We start from the raw sequence: 23,022 nt of genomic DNA, 5'->3' as shown, positions 1-23,022 counted from the left end.
CCTGGTCGAACCGACAAAGCGATTTGTATTTATAATATATGCTTCGGACCTTTAGAGCTTGCTGGCAGCTCCTTTAGCTACCAAAAGAGATAAGACCATCGACCCAATCCCCTTTCCGGTGAGCGCACATTCGCATACTTTGCTTTAATTGGCGTGACATCCGGAACCCGGCCGGCGGAGGAGCGGAGTGGTATACTCACCAGATCTTGAAACGCCTTTGCGCCAAGGGTCACGAGGCCACGTTGTTCACCAGCGGATACCCCGGGGCGCTGAACGAAGAGGAGATCGACGGCATAAGGGTGGTGCGTCAGGGAGATAGGTTTTCTGTATATCGCCGCGCCAAGCGTTTCTATGAGACCGATCCCGAACGTTACGATGTGATAATCGACGAGATCAACACCGTCCCCTTCATGACGCCCCGGTACGTACGGCGGGGCGAGAAGGTAGTGACCCTCATTCATCAGCTCGCCAGGGAGTTCTGGTACTATGAGATGCCATATCCTGTAGCATGGGCAGGTTATCACTACTTCGAACATCACTGGCTGAAGAAGTATCGAGATACGATGACCATCACTGTGTCAGATTCCACGAAGAACGAGCTCCTGGGACTTGGTTTCAAGGACGTTCACGTGGTCCCGAACGGCCTCAACGTGGACACCTTGAACGCGGTCCCTACGAAGACATCGGAGCCTTCCATCATATTCGTAGGTCGTTTGAAGAAGGCCAAGCGGCCACAGGATGTGGCGGAGGCATATGGCATCCTTAAGGACACTCATCCATCACTGAGATTAACAGTCGTGGGTGATGGATACCTACTGGAAGGAATGCGTGAGAAGTATCCAGACGTGGAATTTAGAGGATATGTCGACAAGGCGGTCCGGGACGAGCTGGTGGCCAGGTCTTGGACCATAGCGGTCCCGGGCGTGAGGGAGGGATGGGGACAGGTGGTGACCGACTCCAACGCCCTGGGGACCCCCGCAGTAGGCTATAACATACCTGGCCTGAGGGATTCGATAAAAGATGGATACAATGGCATACTGGTAGAACCGGACCCCACATCAATGGCAAAAGGCCTTCATATGCTGCTTTCCGAAGGGGACATGAGGACAAAGCTCAGCGAGAACGCCCTAGAGTGGTCTCGGAGGTTCAGTTGGGATAAAAGCTCCCAGGAGTTCGAGGCCCTGCTGAAATGAGCCTAACCGTCCGACCCTTTTAGATGATATCCACAAATCGTACCTTGCAGCCGCAAATTATAAATGGGCTTCTCCATTGATACCCTTCAAACGCATTTGCCAATTCGGACGCCTCGTACATGATCGTAGAAGATGATATTGAAGCCCTCGAAGGGAGAGCGGAATTTCCTGCTCCCTCCGAAGATGCCAATCAGCCTTTGAACGATATTGACGCAGTCGATGTCTCCGAAAGGGGACGTTACCTTTCTAATGAAATTTACCTCATCTCCGTCATCATCCCCTGCTACAACGAGGGTGAGCGCATCTACAGGAACCTTCAGGAGTGCCTGAGGTCCCTGGGAGAGCTTAAAAAGCCTTTCGAGATCATCGCCGTCAATGATGGTTCCAGTGACAACACCTTGAAGGAACTTAACAGGCTGGCGATGGTCCATCCTGAGGTGGTCCCAGTAACCTACGGTAAGAATGCCGGAAAGGGCAATGCTCTAAGGGTGGGGACGCTGAAGGCGAGAGGAGACCTCATTATTTTCATGGACGCGGACCTGGAGATCCACCCCCGGCATGCCGCGACTTTCATAAAAACCATGGAGCGCACTGGGGCCGATATGGTGATCGGTTCCAAGCGTCATCCATATTCCAAAGTGGACTACCCTCCGAAGCGGAGGCTCCTCAGCTACGGTTATCACATAATGGTCCGGGCCCTGTTCGGCCTGAAGCTCACGGACACCCAGCCAGGCTTCAAACTGGCCAAGCGAGAGGTCCTCATCAAGGAGATGTATAAGAGCAAGGTGGACCGCTACGCCTTCGACCTCGAACTGCTAGTGAACGCCGATGCGGATGGCTTCAAGATAGTCGAGGCCCCTATCGAGCTAAACTTCAGCAGACCCCTCGGAGGACGCATAGGCTTCCGATCTGTGAAGAGCATCTTCTCGGAGACCATGGATATTTTCCTGCGCCACCGTCTGAACAAGTCCAGTGATAGGATACCCAAGGCCAGCGCTCAAAAGAAGCTCCCCGACAAGGACCTTCAGTCCCCATAGACCGATCTGTAGACGGCCTTGGTTCGGGCGCCGAGCTCTTCCACTGAGAAGGAAGTGGCATGACGCAGACCATCGGCGATCACCCTCTCTCGTAGGTCTGGATCAGACAATATCATCTCCATCTTATCGGCCATATCCTTCTCGTCGCTGCACTTGACGGTGGTCATGGAGACCTCATCAGGTATCAGAGCCCCTTTTACGGTCAGGACGGGCACCGCGCATGCCTGCGCTTCGATGATGGGAAACCCGAATCCCTCTTGATGGCTGGGGAGAACGAAGAGGGAGAAGGAGTTGTACGTTGCCACCAGGTCATCCTCCCTGACCTCACCCCTGAACTCGACCCGATCGGAGACCCCCAATTCCGTACAGAGGTTCTCCAGGAAGGGACGGTCAGTTCCCTCTCCACAGATAACGAGCTTCAACGGGGAGACGATATCTTTCCTGACATAGAGGGCGTATGCCCTTATCAGGAACTCCACGTTCTTCCTCTTCTTCAAAGCGCCAATGTACCCTATGGTTCCTTCCTTGACCACAGCTGGAAGTGGCCGGAAGCTGGGAGCTAGGGCCTGAGGGATCGTCACTATTCGATCGGCGGCGACCCCGTAGGCTTCCTTAACCTCCCGCTCGGTCTGGGAGGAGATGCAGATGATCTTGTCCGCTTGACGAAGAGCGATCCTGGTGCCGAGTCCGTAGAAGGCCCTGAAGACGGCCTCGGACAGAGAATCAGCAGGGGTCTTGTCCACATGATGCATGGTCACTATCTTCTTCCCCTTGAGCCAGGGGAACATAATGGCCTGGGAATCGGTCACCGCGTGGAAGACGTCAGCCCGGAGCTGGCCTTTCAGTATCCGTATCAAAGGGTGTACGATATCAAAATATGGAGGCGATATCAAGGACCCCGAGGGCATGATGGGCAGGCGAACGTCCTGGTTGGGCAGCAGGGGATCGACCTCCGCCCCCTTGAGACCAGCAACGAGATTGTGCGCATACCTCTCGAACCCGTTCCTCGGTTTTCCATCCAGCCTTCTGCACAGGACCGCAACCCTCATGGAGCCCCGCACCCCTTGATGCAGCCTTTTCTTGCTACAATGGACCCCCACGGGAGGGCCGGCCCACCATATCCGGGCACGGCGTTTTCCTCAGAATTTCGGTCCTTTTCCCCCTCACTGGAGACCGCCTCCTCCCTCTGCACAATATGGACAGGAAATATTGCTGCGGATGACGGGCATATGGGATGAGCCATCTGGAAGAGAAATGGGGTTGTTATTATAGGACTTTCGGTCAAATGGCAGAGGCTTTCATCGAAAACCCTTGTTCGGTGTGTCCTTATCCTCTGATATATAGGGCCAGCTTAGCGGATATGATTGGAAAAAGGGATTAAAACATCATCTGAGCACGGTCATCCAGGCGTTGTCTTTGTTCCCTCCCAGACAAGGAGCGGGGGCGATATTGTCGAAAAGGATATATAACGACAACCGCTAGAGGATTTACGGGCGGCAGAGAACGTGGTGATGTCGACAGCTAATGAACTTTTTACTACTATCATCCCAACCTACGAAGAAGTAAAGAACATAGGTCAGATGATAGGTCGCCTCTCTGAGCTATACTCTGGTATGAACATCCTCGTCATGGACGATGGTTCCAAGGATGGCACCGTACAGGCGGTGGAGGATATCGCCAGTAGAGATCCACACGTCAGGATCGTGGTGCGTGATGGAAGGGTTAGGGGCCTCACTGCGAGCGTGGTCGATGGCATACTCATCACCACAACGCCCTTCTACCTGGTCATGGACGCTGATTTCCAGCATCCTCCCGAGGTATTGAAGGACATGATGTTGGAGCTCGATAGAGGGGCGGGGATGGTCATAGGGAAGAGGCATCACAAGCAGGCTCTAAAAGGTTCGAGAAGGGTCTCCTCGGATGCCGCCCAAACAATGGCACATCTCTACCTACGGCTTCACCGGCAACCGCACCCTCAGGACATCATGAGCGGGCTGTTCGGAAGCCATACGAAAAGCTCCCAGGAGATCATCGAGAAGCATGGGAAGTCTTTCGAAAGTAAGGGCTATAAGGTTCTGTTCGACCTCCTAAAGTTCGTCCCGAAGGATTGTACGGTCAAGGAGGTCGAATACCAGTTCGGCAACCGTAGGGATGGCGCCTCCAAACTGAGCCCCCTCGTCATAACCTCGATCCTTCGCCAGTGCGGTGTCCTGGGGAAGATGGCAGCGGCCCTGGCAAATACGTTCATCCTTAAAAGGTCTGGCCAGGTAATGCTGTTAAGCATGTTCGTCCTGCTCCTCGTCGCCGCGGTTTTCATCTCTGCCTGAGGCTTGCCCGGCACGGCGGGCCGTTTCATATATCTACTATGCTAGAATATGGAGGGGGGCCGGCCAGGAAGCGAGCTGAGCATGTCAGGTAACTTGCTACTCAGGATCAAGGATGTTCTCTACCCAGATCGCAAGCTCCTCTGGGTCATCATCGCAGGTTTCGCCATCAGAATCGCTGTGGCTCCCTGGACCAGTTGGACCTACGACACCTATCCCTTCTATCAGGGAATCGTCGATCAACTGGCCGGACTGGGGCCCTATGGCCACATGGTATATTCCTACCCCCCCGCCTTCAACTTCATCGAGTATCCCTTCAGCATCATATTGTCATTGTTCTCTGACCCCACCCAGTGGGTAACGTTCGTTCCTTCCATGGTGGAGGTGGGACGGGTCACCAACATGGTGGTGCCCGCGGTCACTTCCCCCGGTTTCAACCTCACCTACAAACTCCCCCTCATCCTGGCCGACTATCTCTGCGCGGTCATTCTGTACCAGTTCGTTCGGAAAATAAGGGACGAGGAAAGTGGAAGGCGGGTGTTCATACTCTGGTTCCTCAACCCGTTTGTAATCTTCGTGTCTTCGATCTACGGTAACTTCGATGTTCTGGCTGTCTTCCTGACCCTGCTGGCCCTCTACGCCATGTATAGCCACAGGTATCTAAGTGCAGGCCTCGCCGTGGGCCTTGGAGTTGCGATCAAGCTCTACCCGCTCTACCTGGGTCTATTCTGCTTCGCCTACCTTGTCGGTCAACTGATCATCAACCTCGCATCACGAGATGACCTCAGGGACCGGCTGAAGAGCCCCATCCTGTTCATGATTGGCGCTATCGGTGGAGCATCAAGCATTGTCATCTCCATTTTCCTGAACCCTTCCCTGATGGTCTTCATCAACGGCCGCATGAGCAACAACGACATGGGAGGCATCAATATCTGGGGCCTGCTTCGCACCGGGAACGTGCTCTTGAACGAGAGCTCCACCCTTCCCCAGGACGAGTTCGCTCTTGTGAATACAGTCACCAGCTACCTGATGTTCCTGATACTTTTCCTCATACTTCTCCGGGTCTTCATCATGTTGAGGTCGTCCCACGAACGGCACGAGGAACAGATGATATTCGGCTCGATGTCGGTATTCTTGGTGCTATTGCTGTTCCAGCCAGTGACTCATGCTCATTATCTGCTGTGGGCCCTTCCGTTCCTCCTGCTATGTTCCGTCTATCAACACCGCTTCGAGCACATAGTGTTCGCCCTTTCGGTGGTAGGAGTGGTCTTCTGGATAGCCCTCCAATCCTACATGGCATTTCTCTACCCACTTTCCGTTTACACGGGGGCGGTGCCAACGGATCTGATCAACCAGGTGGTCGTGGATTATTACACTGGATCCGGGGGCATTAGCGCAGAGGGTGCTCGCATCATCCCCACGGTCATAGGGGTCGGGGCCTTGATGTTAGCCCTGCTCCCTGAGAGGTTGGACCCGGTGAAGAGGCTAACGACGTTGCTCAGGAGGCGGTAACATGCGCAATAACCTCGTGGTGGCGCTGACAGCTCTGGTAGCCGTCCTCGCTGTCAGCAGCGTCGCCCTCTCCGGAGGACCGCCGCCCAGACCGGCCCTCTCCTTTGAGGAGGTCGGCTCGGGCCAGATGGTCCTGGACTACCGCATCCCTTCATCTAGCCATGATCAGAGCTATTCGGCTTTTATGCTGGGGACCAATAGAGCAGGGGACGGCGATATTTACGTACTGGTCACCGAGAGCTTGGACTTCGATGTCAAGGTGTCCCAGTACACCCTGGTTGACCATCTCAACAACGAGCTGCGATTCTGTGGTGCGAGCACGGTGTCCTCCATCATCAGCACAGACAGCCTGCCGAAGGTGTTCTCCGATCCCCAGGCGGTGCTCATATGTGGGCCCTCGACCTCCCTCCCGGACTTCTACGCCGCCCCGGCCCTGAACTGGGTGGAGAAAGGAGGGCTCTGGATAGGGATAGGGGAGAACTCTGTACCGTTCATTTACTCCCGGTCCAACGAAAGCAGCCCCAACACCACCATGAGGCTAGACTTCACCGAGCTTTCATACGACAGCGGCGTGAACAGCAGGTCCACCCCTATTGCCGATGCCCTGGGGTTCCGATATGTCGCCCCCGACAACGCGTTCGAGCTGTCAGACCTGGAGGCCCTGGGAGGCCGTTCCATCGGCTTCGAGTACGAGCGGGGTAGCTGGCTGGGGACCGTGGGCATAATCCCTATCGGTCAAGGTTCAGTGATGGTGATGGGCGGGAACATGGGCCCGCCACCTCTCTCCACCAGCGAGGAGGTCCTCGCCTGGGACCTGGAGAAGGTGCTTGCCCTCAACGTTCCCTGGTGGACAGGGGACCTTACCTATCATATCGTCTATTCTGACGGGAGCGCCATAGAGTCCGTCCTGAACGCCTCATTCACCCATAGTGGCCTGTACGTCTGCTATGGGGTCATACCCCGGAACGATGCGGTCCAATCGTGTGCCGTGAGGTACTACGCCCGGTGACCTGGAGGCGGATGCGAGGGGGCTTGCATTCTCTATTGATTCAAAGGACTGTGAATGTCTATTGCATAGTTATAATAGCCCGGCCCGATGAATATGTGGACAATGACGCATGAGTTCGAGGTCTACGTCCAGAACAAGCCTGGCGACGTTGCCTGGATCGCCGAGGTGTTGTCCAAGAACGCGGTCAACATTCGAGGCATATCGACCGACCTGGGCTCCTCGCGGCCGATGATCCGTGTGGTCACCGACGACGAGGCTAGCGCCAGAAGCGCCTTGAAGGCGGCGAAGATGGATTTCGCCGAACGAGAGATCGAGATCGTGGCCCTGCCCGATCGACCGGGGGAGCTGGCCAAGGTCACGAAGCTGCTTTCGAAGTCCGGCGTGAACATAGAATCGCTGTACATCCTAGGCAATAAGGGCTCTAACGTGGAGGAGATCGCGATAGCGGCCGATGTCCCTGAACGGGCCAAGGAAGTGCTGGGTAAGTTCAAGAGCTAGGCTTCGGTCTCCTGATGGGCCCGCTGGTGGCGAGGGAGATGATCAGGATGGATATGAGCACCAGTGTCCCTCCCATGGCGGTAATGATGGTAGGCATCTCCCCCAGGATAAGTATGGCGAAGAACATGCCAGACACCACCTCCATGAGCAGTATCACAGAGGATATGCTGGCCTTGACGCCTTTGAGACCGGCGTTATACAGGAGATTGGCTCCGAAGGTACAGACCAACCCGATGTACACCACCGCTATCCATCCCGTTGTAGGGATGGCATAGCTGGCAGTGTACAGCATGGTCATGGGCACGAGGAACAGCGTGGTGTTGGCCATTATGGCCGCGGTGACCATGAGGACGTCGGTCTTCCGATTCAGAACCTTCTTCTGAATGATGATGTAGAAGGCCCATACCCATCCTGCGGTTAGAACCAGGAGGTTGCCCCAGAAGGTTCCGCTGTAGATCGCGGAGAGGTCCCCATCGGTGGAGATGAACAGCACCCCAACCAACCCCAGGGCTATGCCCAGGATGATGCGCGGAGTGATAGCTTCCGCCAGGAAGATCGCGGCCAGTATGGCCACCACTCCGATATTGGTGTTCATCAACAGCACCGAGTTGGTGGCGGAGGTGGACTCCATGCCCACGTTCTGCAGGGCGAAGGAGAGGGCGTTGAGGAAGGAGTTGAAGATGATCGGTGGGTACAGCAGAACCTTGGCATCGAAGCGTCTCAACCAGATCACAATGGTCATTATGGCCGCGGTACCCACTATGAACCGCAGGAGAGCAAAGTAGACGGGGTCGACCTCGCTGTTGAGGGCGATCTTGATGGTGACGAACGACGTCCCCCAGAGAACGCCGGAGGCGAAGAGCATCAGCTCGTGTTTGCCGAGAGTCACCTTCATGCGAGCCCATTCAGCTCTAAATATTTCAATTGGTCGTCCTACTCCAAGGTCCTGTCCCTGACCTCCATGGGTCCGTCCAGGTGCACGTGGTCCCCCATGAGGATATTCGTCAGGTGAACGTCATCGCCAATGCAGCAATCCTTTCCTATAACGCAACCGGCGATCTTCGACCCTTTCCCCACGGTGCAGCCGTCCATGAGCATGGAGTCGGTGATGATCGCATCCTCTCCTACCTCCGCGCCGTTCCCGATGGCACAGCAGGAGAGGGTGGCCCCTGTGCCGATGGAGACTCCCTCGCCCACATAGGACGGGCCCTCGATCCTGCAGCCGTAGGCCCGGAAGCGGGTGGCTACGATGGGGCCGCTCGTGCAGGCCCCTTCCACATCGATCTCCTGCCCCTTCCCTGCGGCCATCCTGATGTTGGCCTCCAGAAGGTCACGGGGCCTGCCTATGTCCTTCCACAGGCCGGTCAGCGGCATGCCGTACAGCCGTTCAGAACGATCCAGGAGTTTGGGGAACAGCTGTTTGGAAAAGTCGAACTTCTCCCCCGGCGGGATGTCCTCAAGCACCCTGGCCTCGAGAACATATATGCCAGCGTTAATGAGGTTGGAGAACACCTCCTCGGTCCGTGGCTTCTCCTTGAAGCGTACAATACGGCCATCATCGTCAAGCCCCACGATGCCGAACTCCTCAGGCCTGTCCACGGTGGTCAAGGCCATGGTAGCCAGGGCTCCCTTCTGCTGATGGTACTCCACCAGGGAGCGGATGTCGACGTCGGCGAGCACGTCCCCGCTGACCACCACAATCGTGCCGCTGAGCTTGCTCTGCAACAGCTTCACCGCGCCGGCCGTTCCTGCAGGGTGGTCCTCGAATGTGAAACGGAGGTCGATGCCGAACTGCCTGCCGCTGCCCAGAGCGTCGACCATATCCCGGGAGCGGTAGCCACATGTCAGATATGCGGTGCCCACGTTGGCGTCCACCAGGGCGCGTATCACGTACTCCAGGCACGGTCTCCCCAGAACCGGAAGCAGAGGTTTGGGCCGGGTGTTGGTGAGCGGCCGCAAGCGGGTCCCCTCTCCGCCGGCGAGGATCACCGCGGTCATCTCGCCCATCACGCGATCGACCTCGAAGCTATGGTCGCAACTTCAGGAGTTGTCATGCGAAGCGTGAGCGGTGAACCGGTCATGACGCCCCCAGATTATACTGGTCATTATAACCGTTTTTCCTGCAAGAGCGATTGTTGAGAACAGGCGCCCTACGTCAGAACCTCACCGTTCTCTATAAGGTCTTCCGACATGTCACGAGAGGACACTGGGCTTCGAACCCCTTTCCACCACTCGGAGGACGTTGTCGCCCCGTTTCGCCCCCACGGCCTCGGCCACGGGGCGGCACTTGGCCCTCATGAGGTATGCTATGGGTCCGAACTGGGAATCGGACAGGGACTCGAAGTTGGCCATGCCCTTCGATATTATCAGGTCCGCCCCCTCCATCTCCCTGCGGAGACGGTCGCCCATGCGGTCCACGTCGATACCCACAGCGAACATGCCGGTGGTCAGTACCTCGTCGAATGCTCTCATCGTTCCCGAGCGGCGGGCATCCTCCATGGTCACGTCGGTCAGAATGGCCTCCCCCTTGACGACGCCGATGACCTTCGGACCGAAGGCCTTTATCTCCTGCACCAGGAGGGTGTCCAGGATGTCCTCTCCGCAGTTGTCCAGGAGATACAGAACCCTACGGGCCTTGGATAGGATGGCACGCATCCTGTCCAGGTCGTTCACGTTTAGCCCCTGGCGGATGAGGGAGTCGAACTGCCTGCTGAGCGCGGTGGGATCGTCCAGGCCGGCGATGCCGAAGTCCATGACGTTCCCGGCGATCGCCGCCAGCGTAGCCGCCTCCAGCCGATCGCGGGAGGATTCCACCAGGCACTGGGCCCTCGGGTAGAGCTCCCGGGCTACCTCCTGGCTCTTTATCTTTAGGCCGAGGTAGGGGTCCTCGCAGCCCATGACCTTATAGGCACGCTCGTGGACCCGGGTGGCCACCTCTGCGGAGTTGGCCCCGGGGACGTACCCTTCCTTCAAAATTCGCAGGGAGTCCCTCATGGCCGCCCCGTTACGGCTCGGATCGCATTGTTCGACCTCATAGAGGACCCGGTTAAGGAGACAAGGTATGCATTCGGGGGCCATTTCCATGCTCCACGCCAATGGTATGACCAAGATTAGACTTTCGCTTTCGGCCGGTGTATTTCATGAACATAGGATTAATATCAAAGGGGAAATTTCAGGGTCGCGGGGGATGGTTTTGGTAGAATCAGTGACCCTTAAGGTGGAGAGCGCTCAGCACCAATCAGAGGTCGGGCTGGGACGAGCTCGGATAGACACCCAAACGAGGAAGGATCTCAATGTCGACATGGGGGATTTCATTGAGATAGTGGGGAAGAGGAGGACCGCAGCCAAGGTCTTCCGGGCCTCGAACGAGGATGAGGGCAGGGGCATCATCTCCATCGATGGCATGATCCGCTCCAACGCGGGGGTCAGCATCGGGGAGAAGGTGGCGGTGATGAAGGCCGACACCCAGCCCGCGGCCAAGGTCGTGGTGGCACCCAAGATACCTCCTGGAAAGAGAGTGCGGTTCGGTCAAGGTGTGGAGGAGCTGTTCAAGAAGGGGCTCACCAACCGCCCGCTGGTCAAGGGGGACGCCATGATCATCCCCAACATAGCCCTCATGGGGGGTTTCCTGCCCTTCGTGGTCATAAGCACCGCTCCCACCGGCGTTGTGGTGGTCGGCGGGCATACTGAGCTGGTGGTTAAGACCGAGCCTATAGAGGCCGCAGAGGTTACCACGACATCGGTCACCTATGATGACGTGGGCGGCCTGGAGGAGGAGCTGAAGCGGGTACGGGAGATCATCGAGCTGCCCCTCAAGCACCCCGAGCTATTCGACCGACTTGGCATCGACGCCCCCAAGGGCGTTCTGCTGTACGGCCCCCCCGGCACCGGCAAGACGCTTATCGCCAAGGCCGTGGCCAGCGAATCGGGTGCCAACTTCTATTCCATCCAGGGTCCGGAGATCATGTCCAAGTACTATGGGCAAAGCGAGGAGAAGCTCCGAGAGAAGTTCGAGGAGGCGGAGAAGACCGCCCCCTCCATAATCTTCATCGATGAGATCGATTCCATAGCTCCGAAGCGTGAGGAGGTCATGGGCGAGACCGAGCGCAGGGTCGTTGCCCAGATGCTCACCTTAATGGACGGGCTAGGGGGAAGGGGGCAGGTCATCGTCATAGGGGCCACCAACCGCGAGGACGCCATTGACCCCGCGCTCCGGAGACCAGGACGCTTCGACCGGGAGATCGAGATCGGGGTGCCCACCCTCAGCGGACGCAAGGAGATCCTGCAGATCCACACTCGAGGGATGCCTCTCCTCTCCGATGTGGACCTGGACATGTTGGCCAACAGCACCCACGGCTACGTGGGGGCGGACCTGGCGTCCCTGGCCAGGGAGGCGGCAATGAAATGCCTCAGGCGCCATGTGCCCGAGTTCGAGCTTGACAAGCCCGTGCCGCCGGTGGTGCTGGAGAGGATGAAGGTCACCCAACAGGATTTCAAGGAGGCGCTCCTGGAGGTCGAGCCCTCGGCGATGAGGGAGGTGTCAGTGGAGATACCTAACGTGACCTGGGACGACGTGGGCGGCCTGGAGGACGTGAAGAGGATGCTGAAGGAGATGATCGAGCTTCCCCTGCAGGACCCTCAGTGCTTTACCCGGCTGGGCATCAAACCGGGGCGGGGAGTGCTGCTGTATGGCCCTCCCGGTACTGGTAAGACCCTTCTGGCCAGGGCGGTGGCCAACGAGTGCAAGGTCAACTTCATCAACGTCAAAGGTCCCGAGATCATGTCCAAGTGGGTGGGCGAGTCCGAAAAGGCCATCCGCCAGATCTTCAAGAAGGCCAAGCAGGTGGCTCCGGCCATAGTGTTCCTGGACGAGCTGGATGCGGTCGCTCCGAGGAGAGGCTTGTCCAACGAGTCCAACGTCACCGAGAGGGTGGTTAACCAATTGCTCACGTCCATGGACGGATTCGAGTCCCTTGGCCGGGTCACGGTGGTGGCCGCCACCAACCGTCCGGACATAGTGGACCCCGCGCTCCTGAGGCCGGGAAGGTTCGACCGCCTGGCCCTGGTCCCGGTACCGGATGCTGAGGCGCGGAGGAGCATTCTAAAGATAAACACCAGGACAATGCCCCTGGTGGGTGTGGACCTGGAGAACGTGGTGGCTCGTACCGAAGGCTACGTTGGTGCTGACCTGGAGGCCCTTTGCCGGGAGGCGGCCATGGTGGCCATGAGGGAGTCACGTGACGCTGACAGGATCACCATGAAGCACTTCGATGCCGCCCTGAAGACCATACGTCCATCGTCCAGCAAGGATGTGATGAAGTGGTACGAGGACTTCGCGCGCTCGATGGACCGGCTTCCCCAAAAGTGGCATGACCCCGGCGTGTACCGCTGAGCGGTCACGAGCCCCAGGACAGGGCATCCCACATCAACCCGTCCTCGCGGTACATGGGGCCACGAGGCCCTTCCGTGCCCAGAATGCCTGCCCATATGCCCCCGGGCTCACCCCAGTGGCCCTGGAATAGGAGCCACTCAGGAACGTGACCGCTCCATTCCTCCCCTATGGGGATGAGAACATAGTCTTGGGGCTCCCACCGTTCCCCCGACCCGTCTATAATGTCCCCCGCGAGGATGTTCATGGTGCCGGGGAAATAGTTCGCGTGGCTACCGCAGGAGACGATCACCACAGGATGTGTCCCGTTCTCCGCTTCCACGCCCTTGGCCCAATCAACCTGCCCGTAACCATGGTGCTGGCTCAGGACCACGCTATGGAGTGAGAGGTCTTCCCTGTCGAGAACCACCTGAACCATCTCCCAGTCCCCCTCGTGGGAGTTGAAGGTCCCGAGGTTGAATACATAGAACATCCAGTACTGCAAGGCGACTCTGCCGTCCCCTTCCACGATGCGTATGTAAACCGTGGACTGGACGATCGATATATCATTCTCATATGCGGTGATCACCCCCAGGTCATCGCCCGATCCCAAGTAGTTGTCGAGATACATGCCCAGGCCGGCCAAGGACAGGTCATCAGAGCGGGGGTGCTCCGCTATGATCGCACGCGAACGGTCGATCAGGTGGGACCTCTCGATGAAATACCCCACGTCAGTTGGGAAGGTCCTCTCATCTATCGAGAACCGCAGCACGGGGGAGTAGGTCGCGGCCAGCGCCCATCTCTCGTCCTCGCTCAAAGCCTCATGTGTTCCGCCGGACGAGCCTCCCCTCTCCAGATACACCGCCAAGGCCGATGCAAACAACAAGAGGAGAGCCAGCACCAAGGCTGTGGTCCAGAACCTATGTGAAGTGGAACCAGCTACCGGAGCGGAAATGACAGGTGAGGGGGCAAGGCGCCTAAGCTTCATCGCCACGCATCTCTAGGGTTTTGTATCACTTAAGGATGATGCCCAGAACACATCAAACCTCACTGGCCAGATAGCATACGATCCTCTCGTAGACCTCAGGGTTGCGAGCGTCCTCGCCCCCGGCATCGACGTTGGGATTGTCGTTAACCTCGATGACGACATACTCACCATCGACCTCCTTGATGTCCACACCGTAAAGGACGTTCCCAATGACCCTGGAGGCCTTTACGCCGACGTCCAGCAGCCTCGGGTCCGCCAGATCAGGGTCCACGGCCTCTATCTTAGCCCAGACAATGTACCCGTTGTCGTTGCGCTGAATCTTTCAGGAGTCCCCGGGCATCACGTACTTGCAGACGGAGAGCACTTTGCCGTTGAGCGTGGTCACCCTCCAGTTGAAGCGTGAGTAAATGAAGCGCTGCACCACGATCTTATCCGCCCTGCGGAAGTACTTCTTCGCGGTCTCCTGGAAGCTGGCACGCTTTCCACTTTGTCCACGTGCATGGAGAACTAGGCGTGCGGTGCGTTCAGGATCAAGGGCGTTCCCAGCTCCTCGAAGAGGCTCTCCATCGTACGTCTGTCCAGCTCCTTCTTCTCGACGAACCGGGTCTCGGGGATCTTGATGCCGGCACGGAGAAGATGCATGAACATGTTGATACTATCGCAGCGGATGATGATGAAATCGGGATCGTCGATGACCTTCATGCCATGAAGCTCCGCCATCCTGGAGGCCACGTAGGTGGCGTTGAGGGGATCCGTGAGGGGACATATGAAGAGGGCATCGAAGGAGGGGGTTGCGATCTATATCCTGGCGGTACACATACTTCATCCGGTACTTCATCCGGTGGCCCAGCTGCTGGGCGGCCAATTTGAAGTTGACCGGGGCGGTCATCTCCTCGGCCCTGGAGGTGGTGTTGCGCACTACGAAACAGGCTATATCTGCCATTCGTTCGCCTTCCTCAGCAGCTTAAGCTCCCTGGAGCCAAGCTCGTGTATTGAGCATGATGTGATGGGGCTGAGGATCATCCTGTCATCCTCGATCACGCGGATGTTGCATATGAGAAGATGGAACAGGTCCCACACCTTGCCCGCGATGTCATGCACGGCGTCGCAGGTCGCGGTCCCCATCACTCACATGTGTCGCCCATAATGTTGACGAAGGCGCTGCCGCTCTCCTAGGCCGACCATTTCTCACGGCCTAATAACTTCTCACCATCCCTTCCAGCTCGATTACCGATTCTGGATGAACACATTTGTTTCCCTATCCTACTTCCAGCATCCATGAGGTCACCGGAGTGCTGCTTCCATCGGTGATGGACCGAGCCGGTCCCATGGTCTTCGAAGGGCCCTTAGCTACACTCTGTCATTTGGTGCGGCGATCCCCCGGGAGGATCGTTTGAAGGGGGGCGGGCTGTAAGATCTCCGTCTCTCGCAGAGGATGCTGGCCAATGCTCGAGCACAGCGCGATAGATTATTATATTGACAACCTATTGCATATACCAGTCGCACTAATGCTCAGATGGGATGGTTGAATGCGAAAATTCATTACAGAGCTCAAGGGAAAGACCGTAATGACCAACGATGGGCAGATCCTCGGCATGATCGAGAACTTTTTGGTGAACACCTCATCCGGAGATATCCAGAACGTGCTGGTAGTACCTGCCGAAGAGGTAGAGACCAGGCTTTACAAGACCGATCCCCAGGGACGCCTGGTCCTCCCGTTCAGCGAGATGAGGGCGGTCCGAGACGTCGTGGTCATGTCCGTTTCCAACGCCTGAAGGAGAATGCCCGTCGGGGACCGGGTAAGATCCCCTCCGAACCTTATTTTCTCTTCAGTTTCTTCAGCTTCCTGTTCGGGAAGAATGTCATGGCGCCGGAGTTGATGCAGTACCTTAGTCCGGTCATCTGAGAGCTGTCATCGCACACGTGGCCGAGATGCCCTCCGCAATGAGCACAGGACACGGCGATGCGTCTCCTTCCGAACCGCACCTCCAGGCTGGTCTCCACCGAATCCCCTCCGCAGGGAGAGGAGAAGCAAGGCCAACCCGTGCCGGAGTCGAACTGGTTCTCGGACAGGAACAGCTCATTTCCGCATCCCGCGCATGCGTAGGTCCCGATGTCATGGTTGTTCCAATACTGGTTCACAAAAGGTCTCTCGGTGCCGTTCTGCCGCAGTATGCGAAACTGATCTGCGGTCAGGCTCTCCCTCCATTCCTCTACAGACCTTACTATCCTTCCCCTGGAGCCTGTATACATTGAGGGGGTACGGGGTCTTCACCTATTCATCTTTACCCTCAGAACAATCGCTTTTCCATGTACGCTCCGACCCTCTGGTAGCCGATAGCCCGGTAGTAGTTACGCACGCCGACCCCGCTCGTGACCCTGATCGACCTGCATCCCTCCTCCCGCGCTCTCTCCTCGGCCAGGGACACGAGCTCCTTCCCGTGGCCGTGGTGCTGCCATCCATCTCCCTTCTGGCTGATGGGCGCCATGCGTCCGAAGACCTTCAGCTCCCTTATGCTGGCCAGGGGACTATTCCCGGTGCGCAGGCGAACGTAACCGATTAGAGCGTCCCGGTCCTTGATGTCCAGGGATATGAAGTGCTCCTGGCCGCCAGAAGCATCGTAGTAGGTCTCATTGATCGATACGTCCTCGGGGCCGTAGTTCCTGATGCCCATGAGGCCGACCTCTCGGCAGCGGATGCACCGGCACCCGTGGCCCTGGGACCTCATGCGCTCCTTTATCAGCTCTCGCAGGTGCCCCTTGTCCACCCCCGCGTGGATGAGCGGTACCGGTATGTCCCTCTGGATGCGTTGGATCCTCACCCACGGCGGTACGATCCTTTTCATCTCCGCCATGACCTCTACCGCCTCCTCCGTGGTGTACGGTCGGTACTCATCCTTGGACCACATGTCGAACAGCTTGGTCCCCTTGACCACCAGAGTAGGGTACAGCTTCAGCATGTCCGGACGGAAGTCTGGGTCCTCGAACACCCGTCGGAAACTGGCCAGGTCCTTCTCAGGGGACGAACCGGGGAGGCCGGGCATGAGATGGTAGCAGACCTTGAGCCCGTGTCGCTTCGCCATACGGGTGCCGTCGATCACCGCCTGCAGACCATGGCCGCGGTTCACCTCTCTCAGGATGTCCTCGTCCAGTATCTGGACGCCCATCTCCACCCGCGTCATGCCCATGGACATGGACATTTCCACCTGCTGCTCCGTGAGAGCATCTGGCCTGGTCTCGATGGTCATGCCTATACAGCGGTGCGGCGCCTGCTCGTTGAGGAGCTGGGCCTCCTCTAGACCATCGGACCGAGATCGGTTCATGGCGTCGAAGCAGCGCTTGACGAAGTCTGTTTGGTAATCTTGGGGGCGGGAGGTGAAGGTGCCGCCCATGATTATCAGGTCTATCTTGTCCGTACCATGGCCTATGGCCTCCAACTGCTCTATGCGTCCCCGCACCTGTTCGTAAGGGTCGAAGTCGAAGGACGCCCCCCTGCGGGCCGCAGGCTCCTTGCCAGTATACGATTGCGGGGACCCGCTCTCCACCCCTCCAGGGCAGTATATGCACTTCCCATGGGGACATGGGGCGGGGGAGGTCATCACCGCCACCACCGCCACTCCGGATAGCGTGCGTACGGGCTTGCGACGCAGCAGCTCCTGAACCCTTGGCCGGTCCTTATCGCTGACCGATGCCAATATCTCGGAGTTGCGCGGCACTCCTGGTAGAGAATATTTCCGGCACAGGGAGATCTTGGCCCGCTGCAGCCCCTCCTTGTCCTCTATCTCCCCATCCAGGATCATCCTGACGAGGTCCTCATGATAGCCCAATAAAGCACCTTATGATCATCGATAGTAGACCTGATTGTCTTCCTTCTTCTCCTTCACTTCCTTGGAGGCCATCTCCAGGACGTCGATGCACATGACCGCGCGGTAGGGAAGGAAACGGATGCGCCCCTCCTCCTGTCCGTCTGAAGCGTCCAGCTTGAGGACCAACGCGGTCTCGTTGGCGAAGGCAGCGTAGCCACGGAACTCTCCTGTGGAGGTCATCGTATCGTCCTTGCCACCGATGCTCATTATCCGGTACTTGGAACCAATGGTTATCAACTGCTCGTTATCTTTCACTGCCATTTGTTCTCCTCCTCGATCAGCTTCTGCAGGTGGTCCACCGTTTGCCGATAGTTCTGCATGGCCATTTCCACGTTAGCTTCGGTGAAGCTCCATGCCTTGCGCAGGTCCCCATAGCGGATGCGATAGCCCTTCTTTAAGGACCCGTCACGCTCCGTCTCCACCTCTTCCAGTATGTCGACTGCCTTGAGCTTGTTGAGGTGACGGTATATGGTGGGCTTGGTGGTCCTCAGCTGCGCGGCCAGCTCCTCCACCAGCCATGGCCTCTTCATGTTCCGAACGAAACAGTCCATGAACAGGCGGTAGGGGACACTGTCCTGGGTGTCGACCACGCTGGTCTTGGGGTTGTACCCCTTGGGAATGTACCCTATGTGGGTGAGGAACTGCAGGGCGATCTCATCAACATCCGTCAAAGGTGTGAGAGGGGTGTTGCTTTCCACGTTGAGCTCGAACATTAGTGTCGGCCAGCAATATTAAATTAAACTATTAGCTTTTTTTGTTATAGTAAGTGTCTAAAAAACCAAGTAGCTAACGTTTAACACTGAATAATTGCTTTAAATGATTTAATATTTATAGTGCTTTCAAATTAATATTTTAAAATTTATTATTTAGTTCATGAAATATCTCATTATCAATTCTAATAAGAATAGAACATAGCCAGATGAAGATACAATTGTAGAAATGTCAGAATCTTTTACACCTTTGGGTTAATTATTTCCTAACTATACATAAATCATTTATAACAAAACTTCGGTTGACGACCTAGGTGTACAATTGAAGAAAAGTTACCTCATAGCCGCCGTGGTCGCCATCGCCGCGATTATTGTCGTAGCTGGTGTAGCACTATCGGGAGTTTTGAATCCCACTGCTACCACCAAGACGATCAAGTATCTCGATGTGGCACCTGTTAATCAGCAAGCGTACATACAATCAGGCCAAATAGATGGTGGAGTGAGCTGGGAACCATACTGTTCTGACTCCATCACCAACGGAACTGGCCATGCCCTTCTGTGGTCCGGAGATATATGGCCGGACCATCCATGCTGTGTCGTTGCCATGGACCAGACGTTCATCAACTCCGACAGGGACGCTGCCCTAGCCGTCCTCAAGGCCCATATCGAGGCCAACAACTGGATAGTGGAGACTGTTGCGAACAAGAACACGACAGAGGGTCAGGCAAACTACAGCTTGTTGCTCACCCTGGGAGCGTCGTTCAGTAACCGCAACACCACCGTTGTGGCCTCCGCTCTCGAGCATATGACCATCGAGTACGACCTGACGGCCGCACAGGAGAATTACTTCAAGAACTTCACCAACTCCTATGTCTCCTCCAGCCTCATCAAGGCATCCGATGTTCCCGATGTGGATGCCTTCGTGAATGGACTGGTCGATACCTCTCTCCTGGCCGAGGTCAGCTCGGTGATGCCCGTGGCTTCCGGTTCTCCCCTGACGACCGTCAGGATCGGCTACCTTAACGGTGACCTGCACCAATTCTCCAGGGTAGTGGCGATGAGCGCAGAGGTGGGAAGCCTACTCGGCCTTGGCGACCGCAGCGTGTTCGCCGCCTACGGAATAAACGCCGTGGCTCCCTCCGCCATGCCGGGCAGCGGTTATGCCAACGGTGGCGCGGTCATGACCGGCTTTGCTGGAAATGACATGGATGTCGGCTATCTGGGAGCGCCCCCGACCATTCTCAACGTCGCCAACCAGAAGCTGGACGTTTCCATAGTCGCTCTCGCGAACACCGAGGGTTCGGCTCTCATCGTCAACAACGATATCAAGAGCATCGATGATCTTGATGGTACGACGATCGGAGAACCGGGCATATCCTCCATCCAGTATCTGCTTCTTTTAGAGATAGCGGATCGCTATGGATATGAAGTGGTAAAATCCTAAACCACCTCCAAACCTTTTTTTATTATTATCCATCTGAAGGAGAAGAAACGATGTCATCTTTGTTAGACATGAGGGTCCTAAGAAAACGCTTTCTCACGAGGGAGAACCTTATTAAAACATCCCTATCGATCATCTCCCTCCCCATCTTCCTGGCGATCTGGTGGATGCTGGCGCTATACTTCCAGGGGCAGGGATATCAATTCCTGCCGACGCCCCCGGAGGTCTGGGAGGCATTGGTCCAATCATGGACGCAGGACCCTGCTACACGCGTTTCTCTCTTAGCTAACATCTATGCGAGCTTAGTGCGTTTCCTGCTTGGTTTCATCTTAGCAATGGTAATCGCTGTGCCGCTAGGACTAATAATCGGGTATTCTGAGTATGCAAATGCCCTGGCCTGGCCGACAGTGGAGGTACTACGGCCCATACCTCCGATAGCATGGGTTCCTTTCTTGCTGCTGGCGGCAGGGTTCTTCTGGGGACCTATCCTGACAATATTCATAGGTGTGTTCTTCCCGGTCCTATCCAACGTCATCTTCGGAGTGCGCAGCGTAGATCCCCTTATTATCGATGCTGCCAAGACCCAAGGGGCGAACCGATGGCAGGTGTTCAGCAAGGTGATGTTCCCTTCCTCCATCCCCTACATGATGGCTGGAGTGAAGATAGGTCTGGGGGTCGGCTGGATGTGTATAGTGGCCGCCGAGATGCTGGCAGCCCAAGGTGGTGGAGTGGGTGCCATAATCGTAGGAGGTCAGACCGTGGGAAGATATGATATCATGTTCGCTGGAATGATCGCAGTGGCGATCCTCGGAATTCTGACATTGGTAGCTGGCACGCTAATCGAGGGCCGAGTGAAAAAATGGATGGGGATGGAATGATCCTCTCTATCAAGAACCTGATCAAGACCTTTCCCAAGGACGACACCGAGATGATTGCGGTCTCGGGTTTCCAACTTGATGTCAAGGAGGGGGAGTTCATCTGCCTCCTGGGACCTTCAGGATGCGGCAAGACCACAGTGCTGAGGATCATTGCAGGGCTGCAGTCCCCCACCTCTGGAGAGCTCACTCTCAGGGGCAACCCCATAACCGGACCGGGGTCCGACCGAGGCATGGTGTTCCAGGAGTTCGGCCTGTTACCTTGGCGATCGGTGAAGAAGAATGTGGAGTTCGGACTAGAGGTCCAAAAGATGGATGATGCGAAAAAGAACGAGATCTCAAAAAGGTTCATCGACCTTGTTGGTCTCACTGGTTTCGAGAACTCCCACCCCAACCAGCTCTCTGGAGGGATGAAGCAGCGTGTCGGTATCGCTCGGGCGCTGGCGTCCAATCCGGAGATCCTCCTCATGGATGAGCCCTTCGGTGCGCTGGATGCTCAGACCAGGAACCTCATGCAAAAGGAGCTGTTGCGCATCTGGGAAGAGACCAAGAAGACGGTCATCTTCGTCACGCACTCGGTGGACGAGGCCGTGTATCTTTCTGACCGGATCGTGGTCATGACCGGGCGGCCAGGCAAGGTGAAGGAGATCTATAAGGTCTCATTGCCCCGACCCCGGGACCGTGCCCATCCAGATTTCATCAACCTCAGGAAGACCATCCTGGACGAGCTGGAGCAGCAAAGGCAGGGGAACTAAAGCGTTTTCTGAGCGGCCACCTCTATGGCGTGGAGGATGCTGTCCCTCGGTATGACGATAGATACCGGGATGGTCAGGATCTTCTGTATCGTCGGCGCCACGATTGGTGCGCAGACTATGGCCAGCGCCCCGTCCTTCTCGGCCATGACCGCAGCCACGATGGCATCCTCCATGCTGTTGGCGGGATACTCCTTGACGCGTATGTCGCGGTTGTTGAGCCTGACGGTCCGCTCCTCGATCCTGCTGAGGACCGGGCGGGCGGCGATCACAGCGATGAAGTTGCCGTGAGGTTTGGTCTCCATCCTGCGGACGGCGCGTATGATGTCCCTCACCGTCCGTAGGTTGGGCTCACGCTGGTCCTGCATGATCTTATAGATCGTGGATGGCGACAGGCCGGTCTGGGAGCAGAACTCATGGATGCTCATCTTCAGGTCCTCCTCCAGTACCTTTCTCAATGCCTCGCGGAAACCCCCTTCCTCACGCAGGATGCCGGCCACCAGCTCGTTCTCCAGGGACACGGGATCACTTCCCCTGACGGATGGCCTTGGCGGCGTTCTCCCCCGCGACACACCCCTGGCCGACCGCCCGGGCGAGCTGCCAAGGGTTTCCCGTGACGTCACCGCAGGCGTAGACCATCTCCATCTCCGTGCGACAGTCTCCGTCCACGGCTATCATTCCGCTGGGATCTGGCATGACCCCCAGGTCCAGGGCCAGCTCGATCGATCCTTTTGCGCCGAGAGCGATGAACACGCCGTTGACCTCTAGTGTCCTTCCGCCCTCCACCTCCAGGCTGTTGACGGTGGGGTCGCCGACGATGCGCAGCGCTTTGCCCGGCACCATCTCCACCTTAGTCCTTTTAACCTTTTCCAGCATGTGCTGGGAAGCCTTGAGCTCTCTATGCACCCAGTAGACCTGGGAGGCTATCTCCGACAATAGGATGGCGGACTCCGCGGCCTCGCTCTCCTCGCCAATTACCGCCACCGGACGCCCCTTGAAGAAACCAGCATCGCAGGAGGCACAGTAGCTGACCCCCTTGCCGAGAAGCTCCTTCTCTCCAGGTATGTTCAGCTTGGCCCGCGATATGCCCATTGCCAGTATTACTGCCTTAGACCGTATCTCACGGTCACTGTCGGTTACGGTCAAGAAGATGTCCTGCTCCTTTGTGAGCTTGATGACGTCCTCCTCCAGGACCTCGGCACCGAACCTTATAGCTTGTTCTCTGCCCACACGAAGTATGTCCCTCCCGGACATCGACTCCAGGCCAAGATAGTTCTCGACCTCGGCCTTCATCAGTGCAGAGTTCTCTGTCTTCCCTACCGCCACGACCTTGACCTTTTTCCGCGCGGCGTGGATGGCCGCCTGCAGGCCAGCCGGGCCGATCCCTATGATGGTGATATCAGCGTCCAATCGCATCCCCCACCATCAATGGGCTGGACGGGTTCTAAT

The 23,022-nt window shown here is 56.9% G+C and carries 25 protein-coding genes; 11 read left to right on the top strand and 14 right to left on the bottom strand.

Going from position 1 to position 23,022, the window contains the following annotated elements; genetic code table 11:
• The first annotated feature begins 128 nt into the window (after positions 1-128).
• Both GXX95_08835 and GXX95_08830 read left to right on the top strand, forming a co-directional pair.
• Entirely contained in the window at positions 129-1,193 is a 1,065-nt protein-coding gene (locus tag GXX95_08835) for a glycosyltransferase family 4 protein (GenBank protein NLT38246.1), read from the top strand.
• A gap of 197 nt (positions 1,194-1,390) precedes the next feature.
• The gene (locus tag GXX95_08830) at positions 1,391-2,230 is read left to right on the top strand and encodes a glycosyltransferase (protein NLT38245.1); all 840 of its coding nucleotides are present in this window, start codon (positions 1,391-1,393) and stop codon (positions 2,228-2,230) included.
• Here the strand turns inward: GXX95_08830 and GXX95_08825 are convergent.
• Positions 2,218-3,279 (bottom strand): glycosyltransferase family 4 protein, encoded by a 1,062-nt coding sequence (locus tag GXX95_08825; GenBank protein NLT38244.1) that lies wholly within the window; start codon positions 3,277-3,279, stop codon positions 2,218-2,220. The genes GXX95_08830 and GXX95_08825 overlap by 13 nt on opposite strands.
• Before the next feature lie 462 nt (positions 3,280-3,741).
• Between GXX95_08825 and GXX95_08820 the strand changes: the two genes are divergently transcribed.
• The 4 genes from GXX95_08820 to GXX95_08805 all read left to right on the top strand — a co-directional run bounded on the left by GXX95_08820 (position 3,742) and on the right by GXX95_08805 (position 7,573).
• On the top strand, positions 3,742-4,557 hold the full coding sequence (locus tag GXX95_08820) for a glycosyltransferase (GenBank protein ID NLT38243.1): 816 nt from the start codon (positions 3,742-3,744) through the stop codon (positions 4,555-4,557).
• Between the two features lie 81 nt (positions 4,558-4,638).
• The gene (locus GXX95_08815) at positions 4,639-6,066 is read left to right on the top strand and encodes a DUF2029 domain-containing protein (protein ID NLT38242.1); all 1,428 of its coding nucleotides are present in this window, start codon (positions 4,639-4,641) and stop codon (positions 6,064-6,066) included.
• A 1-nt stretch (position 6,067) separates the two neighbouring features.
• Entirely contained in the window at positions 6,068-7,075 is a 1,008-nt protein-coding gene (locus GXX95_08810; GenBank protein ID NLT38241.1) for a hypothetical protein, read from the top strand.
• A gap of 102 nt (positions 7,076-7,177) precedes the next feature.
• Complete coding sequence (locus tag GXX95_08805; protein NLT38240.1) at positions 7,178-7,573, top strand: ACT domain-containing protein; 396 nt, start codon at positions 7,178-7,180, stop codon at positions 7,571-7,573.
• Here the strand turns inward: GXX95_08805 and GXX95_08800 are convergent.
• The 3 genes from GXX95_08800 to GXX95_08790 form a co-directional block, all read right to left on the bottom strand.
• Positions 7,563-8,468 (bottom strand): EamA family transporter, encoded by a 906-nt coding sequence (locus GXX95_08800; GenBank protein ID NLT38239.1) that lies wholly within the window; start codon positions 8,466-8,468, stop codon positions 7,563-7,565. The genes GXX95_08805 and GXX95_08800 overlap by 11 nt on opposite strands.
• A 38-nt stretch (positions 8,469-8,506) precedes the next feature.
• A complete protein-coding gene (locus GXX95_08795; protein NLT38238.1) occupies positions 8,507-9,580 on the bottom strand; it encodes an NDP-sugar synthase in 1,074 nt (357 codons plus the stop codon).
• A 186-nt stretch (positions 9,581-9,766) separates the two neighbouring features.
• Entirely contained in the window at positions 9,767-10,657 is an 891-nt protein-coding gene (locus GXX95_08790) for a DUF89 family protein (GenBank protein ID NLT38237.1), read from the bottom strand.
• 109 nt (positions 10,658-10,766) lie between these two features.
• Between GXX95_08790 and GXX95_08785 the strand changes: the two genes are divergently transcribed.
• Positions 10,767-12,965: a CDC48 family AAA ATPase gene (locus tag GXX95_08785; GenBank protein ID NLT38236.1), complete on the top strand. Its 2,199-nt coding sequence runs from the start codon at positions 10,767-10,769 to the stop codon at positions 12,963-12,965.
• Between the two features lie 4 nt (positions 12,966-12,969).
• Here GXX95_08785 and GXX95_08780 read toward each other — a convergent pair whose 3' ends face one another.
• The 4 genes from GXX95_08780 to GXX95_08765 form a co-directional block, all read right to left on the bottom strand.
• The gene (locus tag GXX95_08780; GenBank protein ID NLT38235.1) at positions 12,970-13,929 is read right to left on the bottom strand and encodes a hypothetical protein; all 960 of its coding nucleotides are present in this window, start codon (positions 13,927-13,929) and stop codon (positions 12,970-12,972) included.
• Between the two features lie 52 nt (positions 13,930-13,981).
• Positions 13,982-14,200, bottom strand: coding sequence for a hypothetical protein (locus tag GXX95_08775; GenBank protein ID NLT38234.1), 219 nt, complete (start codon positions 14,198-14,200; stop codon positions 13,982-13,984).
• Positions 14,201-14,436: 236 nt separating this feature from the next.
• Complete coding sequence (locus tag GXX95_08770; GenBank protein NLT38233.1) at positions 14,437-14,649, bottom strand: hypothetical protein; 213 nt, start codon at positions 14,647-14,649, stop codon at positions 14,437-14,439.
• A 210-nt stretch (positions 14,650-14,859) separates the two neighbouring features.
• Positions 14,860-15,054 (bottom strand): hypothetical protein, encoded by a 195-nt coding sequence (locus GXX95_08765; protein NLT38232.1) that lies wholly within the window; start codon positions 15,052-15,054, stop codon positions 14,860-14,862.
• Positions 15,055-15,458: 404 nt separating this feature from the next.
• Here GXX95_08765 and GXX95_08760 point away from each other — a divergent pair, with 404 nt between their 5' ends.
• Positions 15,459-15,704 carry a PRC-barrel domain protein gene (locus GXX95_08760; protein NLT38231.1) on the top strand — a complete coding sequence of 82 codons (246 nt, stop codon included), beginning with the start codon at positions 15,459-15,461 and terminating at the stop codon, positions 15,702-15,704.
• 43 nt (positions 15,705-15,747) lie between these two features.
• On the opposite strand, the gene msrB is transcribed toward GXX95_08760, so the two are convergent.
• The 4 genes from msrB to GXX95_08740 are packed head-to-tail and all read right to left on the bottom strand — an operon-like array spanning position 15,748 to position 18,508.
• Positions 15,748-16,182 (bottom strand): peptide-methionine (R)-S-oxide reductase MsrB, encoded by a 435-nt coding sequence (msrB, locus tag GXX95_08755; GenBank protein NLT38230.1) that lies wholly within the window; start codon positions 16,180-16,182, stop codon positions 15,748-15,750.
• 38 nt (positions 16,183-16,220) lie between these two features.
• Positions 16,221-17,756, bottom strand: coding sequence for a tRNA uridine(34) 5-carboxymethylaminomethyl modification radical SAM/GNAT enzyme Elp3 (locus tag GXX95_08750; protein ID NLT38229.1), 1,536 nt, complete (start codon positions 17,754-17,756; stop codon positions 16,221-16,223).
• Between the two features lie 15 nt (positions 17,757-17,771).
• Entirely contained in the window at positions 17,772-18,056 is a 285-nt protein-coding gene (locus tag GXX95_08745) for a hypothetical protein (protein ID NLT38228.1), read from the bottom strand.
• On the bottom strand, positions 18,047-18,508 hold the full coding sequence (locus GXX95_08740) for a helix-turn-helix transcriptional regulator (GenBank protein ID NLT38227.1): 462 nt from the start codon (positions 18,506-18,508) through the stop codon (positions 18,047-18,049). Before GXX95_08740 ends, GXX95_08745 begins: the two co-directional genes overlap by 10 nt.
• A gap of 319 nt (positions 18,509-18,827) precedes the next feature.
• Here GXX95_08740 and GXX95_08735 point away from each other — a divergent pair, with 319 nt between their 5' ends.
• From GXX95_08735 to GXX95_08725, 3 genes are read left to right on the top strand one after another with little or no spacing between them, the layout of a single operon-like run.
• A complete protein-coding gene (locus tag GXX95_08735; protein ID NLT38226.1) occupies positions 18,828-19,949 on the top strand; it encodes an ABC transporter substrate-binding protein in 1,122 nt (373 codons plus the stop codon).
• 50 nt (positions 19,950-19,999) lie between these two features.
• Positions 20,000-20,824, top strand: a complete 825-nt coding sequence (locus GXX95_08730) for an ABC transporter permease (protein NLT38225.1) — start codon at positions 20,000-20,002, stop codon at positions 20,822-20,824.
• Entirely contained in the window at positions 20,806-21,576 is a 771-nt protein-coding gene (locus GXX95_08725) for an ABC transporter ATP-binding protein (GenBank protein NLT38224.1), read from the top strand. The genes GXX95_08730 and GXX95_08725 overlap by 19 nt, the downstream gene beginning before the upstream one ends.
• Here the strand turns inward: GXX95_08725 and GXX95_08720 are convergent.
• Both GXX95_08720 and GXX95_08715 read right to left on the bottom strand, forming a co-directional pair.
• Positions 21,573-22,094, bottom strand: a complete 522-nt coding sequence (locus GXX95_08720; protein NLT38223.1) for a helix-turn-helix domain-containing protein — start codon at positions 22,092-22,094, stop codon at positions 21,573-21,575. The two genes, GXX95_08725 and GXX95_08720, sit on opposite strands and share 4 nt — an antisense overlap.
• 4 nt (positions 22,095-22,098) lie before the next feature.
• Positions 22,099-22,989 (bottom strand): FAD-dependent oxidoreductase, encoded by an 891-nt coding sequence (locus tag GXX95_08715; protein ID NLT38222.1) that lies wholly within the window; start codon positions 22,987-22,989, stop codon positions 22,099-22,101.
• Positions 22,990-23,022: the final 33 nt, after the last annotated feature.

Origin of the sequence: Methanomassiliicoccus sp., assembly GCA_012719175.1 — an archaeon.
Taxonomy (GTDB): domain Archaea; phylum Thermoplasmatota; class Thermoplasmata; order Methanomassiliicoccales; family Methanomassiliicoccaceae; genus UBA6.
The sequence above is the reverse complement of the archived record's forward strand: the minus strand, read 5'-3'. Positions and strand labels throughout refer to the sequence as shown.